Source organism: Amaricoccus sp., from assembly GCF_036846665.1.
GTDB lineage: Bacteria > Pseudomonadota > Alphaproteobacteria > Rhodobacterales > Rhodobacteraceae > Amaricoccus.
Genome location: NZ_DAIUBO010000133.1, coordinates 1 through 10,343, shown reverse-complemented (window position 1 = coordinate 10,343; position 10,343 = coordinate 1). Strand labels below are relative to the sequence as shown.

Genomic DNA, 10,343 nt, shown 5'->3' with positions numbered 1-10,343 from the left:
GGTGATCGAGACGATCAGCCCGGCGATGAAGCCGCCGCCCGGCTCGTTGTGGCCGCGCCAGAAGACGAAGACCGAGAGGATCAGGATCAGCGGCATGAGCATCCGCGTGCAGGTGCTGAGGATGAGCGATTTCACCGCAGGGTCCTCCTTCCGGCGCGCAGGGCGGCGATCGAGGCGACCCCGGCGATGACCACGACCGAGATCTCGCCCATGGTGTCGAAGCCGCGGAAGTCCACCAGGATCACGTTGACGATGTTGTGTCCCAGCGCCGACGGCACGCTGCTCTGCTCGAAGAAGACCGTCATGAAGAGGTCGAGGTCGGTCCCGAGCACCGAGAGCTGCACCACGAAGACGCCGAGGCCCAGCACCGCCGCCACCAGCGCATTGCCGACCCTGAAGGGCATGGCCCCCGTCGGCGGCAGCCGCACCATGGCGATGGCGAGGAAGATCACCACGAGGATCTCGACGAAGAGCTGGGTCATCGCCACGTCGATCGCGCCGTAGAGCACGAAGATGATGGCGATGCCGGAGCCGACGCCGCCGAGCGCGGTGATCGCGGTCAGCCGCGAATGGGTGCGCAGCACCATGACGATCGAGACGACGATGATCACGAAGATCGCCCAGTCCATGATCTCGCGGCTGAGCGTGAAGGCGGGCCAGGTGCCGTGCCCGACGAAGAGCGCCAGCCAGATCAGCGCCCCGAGCGTGAGGAAGGTCCAGCGCAGGTAGCTCGTCATCCGGCCGTTCTGGAGCGCCCCGGTCAGGGCGGCGGCGATCGCCGCGATGCCCACCAGGGCCGCGTCGTACCAGCCTTCGGTGCGCGGCAGCGAGGGCTCGGCCGCCGCCAGCCTGTCGCGGATCGGGTCGAGCAGCAGATAGAGGCAGCCGCCGAGCGCGAAGGTCACGAGGCTCAGGATCAGCGGTGCGCCGATGCCGTGCCAGAGTGCCAGATGCGTCGGCGATTCGGCGCCGGTGACCGCATGCACCATCGGCGCGACCAGCGCGTGATCGACGGTGCCGGGGAAGAGGCCGCAGAAGAGGCCGAGGGCCGCGAGGATCGCCGGGCCGAGCCAGAGGCCCCAGCCGGGATCGGCGGGCATGTCCCGCGGGCTCCGGCGCGGCCGGAAGAAGAACGGCCGGATCGCCACCATGCCGGCGCAGCCGATCATCAGCGCATTCGCCACGAGCGCCGCCCCGGCGACGAAGAGCGGCAGCACCGGGGCGTGGCCCGCCGCCTCGTAGATCACCTCCTTGCCGATGAAGCCGAAGAAGGGCGGCGCCCCGGCCATGGAGAGCGCGGCGAGCGCGATCACCGTCGTGGTCAGCGGCATGGCCGCGGCGAGCCCCGCCACCTCGGGATATTCGCGCGAGCCGGCGCCCTTCTCGATCATGCCGACCGAGAGGAAGAGCCCGGCCTTGTAGAAGGCATGCACGAGCAGGAAGGTCATGGCCGCGACCGCCGCCTCGGGCGTGGAGACGCCGAGCAGCATGGTGATGACGCTCAGCCCCATGATGGTGGTGAAGGCGAGCATGAGTTTCAGGTCGGTCTGGCGCATCGCCCAGACTGAGGCGAGGATCATGGTGAAGGCGCCCACCGGCACCAGCGTCCAGATCCACAGGTCCGTGCCGCCCAGCGCCGGCGTCAGCCGCGCCATCAGATAGACGCCGGCCTTCACCATGGTTGCGGAATGCAGGTAGGCGCTGACCGGGGTCGGGGCGGCCATGGCCCCGGGAAGCCAGAACTGGAACGGCCATTGCGCGGACTTGGTGAAGCACCCCAGGATCACCAGCGCGAAGATCAGGGGATAGAGCCCGCTCGCCCGGAACATCTCGCCCATGGCGTTCATTTCCGAGAGCCGGTAGGTGCCGGCCATCCCGCCCATGATCAGGAGCCCGGCGAGCAGGGCGAGCCCGCCCATGCCGGTCACCAGGAGCGCCTGCAGCGCCGCGGCGCGCGACTTCTCGCGCTCGTGGTCGAAGCCGACCAGGAGCCAGGAGGTGACCGTGGTGCCCTCCCAGAAGACGAAGAGCGTCACCGCGTCGTCGGCGACGGTCAGCCCGAGCATGGAGATGGCGAAGGCGATGAGCGTGAGCAGCAGCGAGCCGAGCCGCCGGTCGCTGCGGAAATAGGTCGCGGCATAGAGGAAGACCAGCGCGCCGATGCCGCAGATCAGCAGCGCGAAGGCCAGCGACAGCCCGTCGAGGCGGAAGGCGAAGTCGATGCCGAGCATCGGCACCCAGGGCAGGACGTATTGAGGGATCTCGCCGTGGGACACCGGCGCGACGAAGCCGGCGAACCAGAGGGTCGCGGCGGCGGCGGCGGCGGCGGGAATCAGGCGCCAGGGCCCGGCTCCGGCCTGCGTCGTCGTGACGGATATTCCTTCGGCCAAGGCGTCCACCCCGCTTTCGCTGCAAGTCGCCGCGCTGTCCCGCCGCGCGCGCGCCCTGGCTCTCGCTCCTGCCCGCGATGTCCCCCGGCATGCGGGCTGGCGAAGTCGTTCCTGCTTTTTGTGTCGGACTTGCGGGTGTGAATCAACCCGGGTGATCGGGAATTGCAGGACGATCGCATATGGAGCCGCTTCTTTCTTCCTCGCTCGTCCCGCAGCGGGACGAGGGCAGCGCCCGGCCCGGCGCTCTTGCGCGGCTCCGGCGCGCGATCCATCTAGGGATATGGACCGGCATTGCTTCAATCTCTCGCGGCTTCAGCGTGCGCTGCAGGCGCCGGCCGGGGGTTCGTCGGATTTCGATCTGAACCCCGGGGTCCGGCCGTCGGCCGGGCGGGTCTCGCGGCCGGCCTCGGTGCTCGTGCCGCTGGTGGAGCGCGGCGCGGGGCTGAACCTGCTGCTGACGCGCCGGGCGGCGCTCCTGCGGCATCATCCGGGCCAGATCGCCTTTCCCGGCGGCAAGCAGGATCCGGGCGACGGCAGCGCGCTCGGCGCCGCGCTGCGCGAGGCCCGCGAGGAGATCGGGCTCGCCCCCGAGCAGGTCGAGATCCTCGGGCATTTCGACCGGCACGAGACCGTGACGCATTTCACGATCACGCCCTTCGTGGGGCTCATCGACGCGGGTTTCGTGCCCGTGGCGGACCGCCGCGAGGTGGACGAGATCTTCGAGGTGCCGCTGGCCTTCGTGCTCGATCCCGGGAATTTCCAGATCCACGGCCGGCGCTGGCAGGGCGCCTGGCGGCGCTACTACGCGCTGCCCTACGGGCCGCATTACATCTGGGGCGCCACCGCGCGCATGCTCCGCACGCTCTCGGACCGGATGCGCGATCCGTGATGCGGCTGGGCGACCCCTGGCTGGCCGCGCCGCGCACCCAGGCGGTCTGCGCGCTGCTGACCGAGGCCGGGCATGCGGCCTATCTGGTCGGCGGCTGCGTGCGCAACGCGCTCCTCGGCGCGCCGGTGGCCGACATCGATCTCGCGACCGACGCGCTGCCGCAGGCGGTGCTGGCGCTGGCAGAGGCGGCGGGCGTCAAGGCGGTGCCCACGGGCATCGGGCACGGCACGGTGACGCTCGTGCTCGACGGCCAGCCCTTCGAGGTCACGACCTTCCGCCGCGACGTGGAGACCTTCGGCCGGCATGCGGTGGTGGCCTTCTCCAGGGACATCGCCGAGGACGCGGCGCGGCGCGACTTCACCATGAACGCGCTCTATGCGAAGCCCGACGGCACCCTGGTCGATCCGCTCGGCGGGCTGCCCGACCTGCGGGCCGGGCGGGTGCGGTTCGTCGGCGCGGCGGAAGCGCGCATCGCCGAGGACTACCTGCGCATCCTGCGCTTCTTCCGCTTCCATGCCTGGTACGGCCATCCCGAGGAGGGGCTCGACCCCGAGGGCCTCGCCGCCTGCGCCGAGGGCCGCGCCGGGCTGGCGCAGCTCTCGCGCGAGCGCGTGGGGGCGGAGATGACCCGGCTGCTCGCCGCCCCGGATTCCGCGCCGGCGCTGGCCGCCATGGCGGCGACGGGCATTCTGGGCACCGTCCTGCCCGGGGCCGACCCGACCGCGATCGCGGCGCTCGTCGCCGGTGAGCGGGCGCTCGGTGCGCCGCCGCGCTGGCAGCGCCGCCTGGCGGCGCTCGGCAGGGGCGAGGATTGGGCGGAGCGCCTGCGTCTCTCCAAGGCCGATGCCAGGGCGCTGGCGGCGAGCCGAGCGGCGCTCGACGAGCCGGGCGCCGCCCCCGCCCGGGCCGCGTATCGCCACGGGGCCGAGGCTGCCCGGGACGCCGCGCTGGTGCGCGCCGCCTGCGAGGGCTCCGCCCCGCCGGAGGGCCTGGAGCGCGAGATCGCGCGCGGAGCGGCGGCGGTCTTTCCGCTGCGCGCCGCCGATCTCGCGCTCGACGGGCGCGCGCTCGGGGCCGAGTTGCGGCGCCTCGAGGCGCTCTGGATCGAGTCCGGCTTCCGCCTGGATGCGGCCGCCCTGCGGAATCTGGCGGAGCCACGCGCGGGCGGGGGCTGAGTCCGTTCCCTCCCGATCCCCGACCGGCGGGAAGGCTGCACCTCCCTCGCCCTGCGGCTTGCTCCTCCGGGGGAATGCGGCGCGGGCCGTGCGATGCGCCGGGGCATCAGCCTGCATTCGGTGATCCACGGCCGAGGAACGCCGCGATTGCGGTGTTGGTCGCGAGGGCGGCGGGGCCCGCGGCCAGGGCGAGGGCCCATCCGGTCGCGTCCGGGGCCCGGAGGTCCAGCGCGCCGGATACCGGCGGGGTGAAGGTTCCGGCGAGGATCAGCAGGGTGCTCAGGGCGAGCGCGCCCCAGACGAAGCGATTGCGCGTGATCGCGTTGTCCCACAGGGCTTCGCCCCGCTCGCGCAGCGCGAAGATGTGCCAGATCTGGGCGAAGGCCAGCGACAGGAACACGATGGTCGTGGGATCGGTCCCGACGGCCTCCGGATGGCCGAGCGCCGCGGCGAAGGTGGCGAGGGTGAAGGTCGCGATCACCGCCGCCTCGACGACGATCCTGGTCCAGCCGCGGCGGCCGATCAGTGGCTCGTCCGCGGGGCGCGGCGGGCGGGACATGATGTCGCGCGGCCCCTCGCCGGCACCGAGTGCGAGGGCGGGGAAGACATCCGTCACGAGGTTGAGGAAGAGAAGCTGCATCGGGAGCAGCGGCAGCGGCATGCCGAGGGCGAGCGCGCCCCCCACCACCAGCATCTCGCTGAGGTTGCAGGCGAAGAGATAGCGGATGAAGAGCCGGATGTTGCCGAAGATCACCCGCCCCTCGTGCACCGCCGCGACGATCGAGGCGAAGCTGTCGTCGCGCAGCACGATGTCGGAGGCCTCCACGGCGACCTGGGTGCCCCGCTGGCCCATGGCGATGCCGATGTCGGCCTTCTTGAGCGCCGGCGCGTCGTTGATGCCGTCGCCGATCATGGCGACCACGGCGCCGGCCTCCTGGTGGAGGCTCACCAGGTCGAGCTTGGAGCGCGGTGCGATGCGCGCGAAGACCGGCACCGCCACGAGTTGCTCGCGCTCCGCCTGCGAGAGCCGGGAATCGCTCCGGGAGAAATGCTGTCCGGGTGGGGCGTCGGCGCCGACCACGCCGGTTTCCTCGGCGATCCGCCGGGCCGTGGCGGGGTGATCGCCGGTCACCATGACGATCCGGAGGCCGGCGGCCTTGCATCGCTCGATCGCCGCGCGCACGTCCTGGCGCGGCGGGTCGTGCAGGGCGAGGAAGCCGAGGAAGTCGAGACCGTCGAGCATCTCTGAGGTCGGTCCGGCGGGATCCCGGCGCGCCACGCCGAGCAGGCGGAGCCCCCTGCGGGCGGCCGCCTCGGCCCGGTCGACCAGCCCGGCGCGCGCGGCATCGTCGAGAGCCACCGGGCCGTCGCGGGTGATCGCCCGGATGCTGCGCGCGACGATCGCTTCCGGCGCGCCCTTCACCACGACGAAGTCGTGATCGGTCGCGCGGTGCACGCTGGCCATGACCTTGCGCTCGGGGTCGAAGGGCAGGAGGCGGGTCCGCGGGGCCTCGGCAAGGAGGCCTTCGCGCGGCGATCCCGCCTCCGCGGCCGCCGCGCAGATCGCGCGCTCCATCGGATCGCCGCCGGTCTCGCCTGTGTCGCAGCAGAGGGCCGCCGCCGCCAGCAGGGCGCGCGCCCCCGGCCTGTCGAGGGCGGGGTCGTTCGCGGGGTCCGCGGCGTCGGGCAGCAGCACCGCCGCCACGGTCATGCGGTTCTCGGTGAGCGTGCCGGTCTTGTCGGTGAGGATCAGGCCGACCGAGCCCAGCGTCTCGATCGCCGACAGGCGGTTCACCAGCACGTTGCGCCGCGCCATGCGCCACATGCCGCGGGCGAGCGCGAGCGTGGCGACGACCGGCAGGCCCTCCGGAACGGCCGCCACCGCCAGGGCGACCGCGGTGCGGATCATCTCCATGGCCGGCTGGCCCGCCGCCAGCCCGAGTGCCGCGAGGGCCGCGACGGCGGCCATGGCGGCCCAGGCCAGCTGGCGGCCCAGCGCCTCGAGGCGCTTCTCCAGGGGCGAGCGCCGCTCCTCCGCGGCGGCGACCAGATCGGCGATCTGGCCGAGTTCGGTATCCGCGCCGGTCGCGACGACGAGTCCGGTCCCGATGCCGCGGGTGACCGCGGTGCCCCGGAACGCCATATTGGCCCGCTCGGCGAGCGGCGTGTCGGGGTCCAGGGGAGAGGTCGACTTCACGACCGGAACCGATTCGCCCGTCAGCGCGGATTCGTCGCAATGCAGGTCGGCGATCGCGATCAGGCGCAGGTCGGCCGGGACCAGTTCGCCCGCATCGAGCAGGACCAGATCGCCGGGAACGAGTTCCGATGCGGCGACCTGGCGGACGGCGCCGTCGCGGCGCACCCGGGCCTGCATGCGCGACATCGCCCGCAGCGCCTGCATGGATTGCATCGCCCGCAGCTCGATCGAGAAGCCGATGAGCCCGTTCAGGATCAGGACGGCCGCGATGGCGAGCGCCTCGATCCGGTCCTGCATCCAGAGCGAGAGCGCGGCCGCGGCCATCAGCAGCCAGAAGATCGCGCCCCGGAACTGCGCGAGCAGGATCTCGGCGGGACCGGGAAAGCGGGTTTCTCCCAGATCGTTGGGCCCGTGGCGCGCGAGCCTGTCGGCGGCAGCGGCGGAATCGAGGCCGGTTTCGGGATCGACCCGCAGCGATTCGGCGACCCGGCCCGCCGCCAGCGTCCAGGCGCGCAATGATTCCCGCTCGATGCGATCCGGCACGTCCTTTCCGCCTCGCTTCCGCCCCGCCGGAATTTCCTCGCAGAGCTGCGCAGACGGGGCAAGGGGCGCGGCCTGCCTGCCGAACGCCGAGATGTGGCGTCTTGCGGCCGCGGGACGCCGAAATCTGCGGTGCCGGGGGTTAACGGAACATTAACCGAACAGTTTTACCCAGTTCACGAACTTTTAGAGAACAATGCGTTAGGTAAACCGGGTCAGCGGAACGGAAGGTCAGCGCGCCATGCACCAGATGCCCTCGATCGATGCCTTCAGGCTGCTCAAGACCATGAGCGACGCCGAGCAGGCCATGACCATGACGCGCGTCGAGGCCAAGGCGCGGATCCGCTTCACCGTGGCCCAGGCGCTGGCCCAGGGGCGGGTGAGCTTCCATTATCAGCCGGTGGTGCGCGCGGAGAACCCGCGGATGCCGGCCTTCTACGAGATGCTGGCGCGGCTGCGGCTGCCCAATGGACAGGTTCTGCCCGCCGGCGGCTTCATGCCGTCGGTCGAGGACGGGATCCTCGGCCGGGCCATCGACCGGCTCGGGCTGGCGCATGCGCTGCGCGCGTTGGCGGCCAATCCGGCGCTGCGGCTTTCGGTGAACATGTCGCCGCTCTCGATGGGCGACGAGGAGTGGCTGGCGATCCTCGCCGCGGCGCATCGCGGCGGCAGCGGCGTCTGCGGCCGGCTGATCCTCGAGATCACCGAGGGCGAGGCGCTGGCGGATGCCGCCCAGACCATCGAGTTCATGGACCATGTGCGGCGCATGGGTCCCGCCTTCGCCCTCGACGATTTCGGCGCCGGGGCCACCGGCTTCCGCCATTTCCGCGATTTCCGCTTCGACATCGTCAAGATCGACGGCGCCTTCGTGCAGGACGTGCACAGGAGCCGCGACTGCCAGGTCCTGATCAGCTGCCTGACCACCCTGGCGCGGCATTTCGAGATGATGACCGTCGCCGAGCGGGTCGAATCGCCGGCCGAGGCCGACTGGCTGCACGCGGCCGGGATCGACTGCCTTCAGGGCTATCTGGTGGGCCGCCCCGCGGCCGAGCCGGAAATGCCGCCGGCGCGGGGTGGCGACGGGCTCGCCGCGACGGCGTAGAGGCGCGCTCAGTCCTCCTTGACCAGCCGGCTGAGCTGGGCCTGCATCTCGGCGAGCCGCTTCTTCAGCTCGTCGATCTCCATGTCGCGCTTCTGGGTCTTCGCCGGCGGGGCGCTCGTGCCGCCCATGCCGGTCGCGAAGGGCGCGAACATGCGCATGGCGTTCTCGAACCACTCCATGTTCGAGCGCGCCAGCGTCTCGAAATTCGCGAGCGCCGGGTTCGCCTCGAAGGCCTTTGCCACCTGCTCGCGCATCGATTCCTGATTGCGGGCGAAGGTTTCCATCGAGGCATCGAGATAGCCGGGCACGAAGCCCTGCAGCGTGTCGCCGTAGAGCCGGATGAGCTGGCGCAGGAAGTTCGCCGGCAGCATGGTATGCCCCTTGGCTTCCTCCTCGAAGATGATCTGCGCGAGCACGCCGCGGGTGATGTCCTCGCCGGTCTTCGCGTCGTTGACCACGAAATCCTGACCGGCGCGGACCATCTCCGCGAGGTGTTCGAGCGTCACATAGCTCGACTTGGCCGTGTTATAGAGGCGACGGTTGGCGTATTTCTTGATGACGATGGGCTCGGCGCTGTTGTCCTTGCTTTCGGCCACACGCATGTCTCCTGGTGAATGTCGCTTCCGCCAAGCTCAAGATTACCGACCGGGCGGCTGGGCGCAAAGGCTTTTTGCAGGTGCGAATTTCCCGCGGGGAACCTGATGACGAGGATCGAGGAAATCGAGGCTGAACCCGGTGCCATCCGGCCGGAGGCCGGGACGGCGGATTCCGTCGCGCGGCGGCGGGCGGCACGATACCTCGACCTCTGGGAGCGGCACCTGGCGCTCTGCGCCCTGCACGGGCCCGCGCCGGCGCCGCGCCCCGGCCGGACCGGGGCGTGAGCACCGGGCCCGCCGCGCACAGGATCGGCCAGCCCTCGCCGCTGCCCTTCCATCTCGGCACGGCGGCGCTGGCCTATTCCCAGGCGCTGATGGCGGCGCCGCTGTCGGATCACGAGCGCTTTCCCTGGCACCCGCATCTGGCCGGCAGCGCCGCCGCGCTCGGCCCGGATCTCGACCAGACCGAGGTTGCGCGCGAGATCGCCGCGCGCCTCTCCGCCACGGTCGCCGGACTGGAGATCTGGCAGCGCCATCCCTATCGCCGGACGCTGCGCGAACCGCCGGTGATCTGGTCCGAGGGCTCGGCGCGGCTGCTCGACTTCGGCGCGACGCCCGAGGCCACCGACCCGCTGGGGCCGCCGGTGCTCGCGGTGCCGAGCCTGATCAACCGCTCCTATATCCTCGACCTCGCCCCCGGCCGTTCGGTGCTGCGCTGGCTGGCCGCGCAGGGCATTCGCCCCCTCCTGCTCGACTGGGGCGAGCCGGGTGCCGAGGAGGCGGGGTTCGGGCTCGACGACTACGGGCGGCGGCGACTCCTTCCGGCGCTTCGGCAGGTGCTGGAGGAAGGCGGCCGGCCCGTGGCCTTGATGGGCTATTGCATGGGCGGGACGCTGGCGGCCGGCGCGGCCGCGAGGGTGCCCGAGGGGGTCGCGCGGCTGGTCACCATCGGCGCGCCCTGGGATTTCGCCTCGACCCGTGGGATCGCCGGCTCGTTCCGGGCGCTGATCCGATCCGAGGGCACGGAGCGGGCCGAACGGCTGCTCGAGGGGCTCGGCGCCGCATTCGGGATGGTGCCGGTCGCCTTCTTCCAGTCGCTCTTCGCGCTGGTCAATCCGATGCAGGCGGCGCTGAAGTTCCAGAAGCTCGCCCGCATGGATCCGGACGGGGCGGCGGCGATGCTCTTCGTCGCGCTCGAGGACTGGCTGGCCGACGGCGTTCCCATGCCCCTGCCCGCGGCGCGGGATCTCCTTATCGGCTGGCAGATCCGCAACGACACGGCGACGGGCCGCTGGCGCTTTCTCGGCGGCGAGGTCGATCTGCGGCGGGTGGCGGCACCGGCCCTGATCTTCAGCGGCCGGGGCGACACGATCGCCCCGCCGGAGATCGCGGAGCCACCCCGCCGGCTGATTCCCCAGGCGCGCATCCTCCGGCCGAGGACCGGCCATGTGGGC

The 10,343-nt window shown here is 71.7% G+C and carries 9 protein-coding genes; 5 read left to right on the top strand and 4 right to left on the bottom strand.

Annotated elements, in window-relative coordinates:
• Together V7050_RS21060 and mbhE are read right to left on the bottom strand one after the other, a co-directional pair.
• Window positions 1-135, bottom strand: a 135-nt coding sequence (locus V7050_RS21060; protein ID WP_442885693.1) for an MnhB domain-containing protein, incomplete at its 3' end; no start/stop codon positions are given.
• Window positions 132-2,390: a hydrogen gas-evolving membrane-bound hydrogenase subunit E gene (gene mbhE, locus V7050_RS13240; RefSeq protein WP_324370349.1), complete on the bottom strand. Its 2,259-nt coding sequence runs from the start codon at window positions 2,388-2,390 to the stop codon at window positions 132-134. The genes mbhE and V7050_RS21060, both read right to left, overlap by 4 nt.
• 280 nt (window positions 2,391-2,670) lie before the next feature.
• Between mbhE and V7050_RS13235 the strand changes: the two genes are divergently transcribed.
• Window positions 2,671-3,279, top strand: coding sequence for a CoA pyrophosphatase (locus V7050_RS13235; RefSeq protein ID WP_324370347.1), 609 nt, complete (start codon window positions 2,671-2,673; stop codon window positions 3,277-3,279).
• Entirely contained in the window at window positions 3,279-4,454 is a 1,176-nt protein-coding gene (locus V7050_RS13230; protein WP_324375083.1) for a CCA tRNA nucleotidyltransferase, read from the top strand. Before V7050_RS13235 ends, V7050_RS13230 begins: the two co-directional genes overlap by 1 nt.
• Window positions 4,455-4,560: 106 nt before the next feature.
• On the opposite strand, the gene V7050_RS13225 is transcribed toward V7050_RS13230, so the two are convergent.
• Window positions 4,561-7,194: a cation-translocating P-type ATPase gene (locus V7050_RS13225; RefSeq protein ID WP_324369165.1), complete on the bottom strand. Its 2,634-nt coding sequence runs from the start codon at window positions 7,192-7,194 to the stop codon at window positions 4,561-4,563.
• 238 nt (window positions 7,195-7,432) lie between these two features.
• Here V7050_RS13225 and V7050_RS13220 point away from each other — a divergent pair, with 238 nt between their 5' ends.
• Window positions 7,433-8,293 (top strand): EAL domain-containing protein, encoded by an 861-nt coding sequence (locus tag V7050_RS13220; RefSeq protein WP_324369167.1) that lies wholly within the window; start codon window positions 7,433-7,435, stop codon window positions 8,291-8,293.
• 8 nt (window positions 8,294-8,301) lie between these two features.
• On the opposite strand, the gene phaR is transcribed toward V7050_RS13220, so the two are convergent.
• On the bottom strand, window positions 8,302-8,889 hold the full coding sequence (gene phaR, locus V7050_RS13215) for a polyhydroxyalkanoate synthesis repressor PhaR (RefSeq protein WP_324369168.1): 588 nt from the start codon (window positions 8,887-8,889) through the stop codon (window positions 8,302-8,304).
• Between the two features lie 105 nt (window positions 8,890-8,994).
• Between phaR and V7050_RS13210 the strand changes: the two genes are divergently transcribed.
• A complete protein-coding gene (locus tag V7050_RS13210) occupies window positions 8,995-9,174 on the top strand; it encodes a hypothetical protein (RefSeq protein ID WP_324369170.1) in 180 nt (59 codons plus the stop codon).
• The coding region (locus V7050_RS13205) for an alpha/beta fold hydrolase (RefSeq protein ID WP_324410655.1) at window positions 9,171-10,343 on the top strand (1,173 nt) is incomplete at its 3' end. The genes V7050_RS13210 and V7050_RS13205, both read left to right, overlap by 4 nt.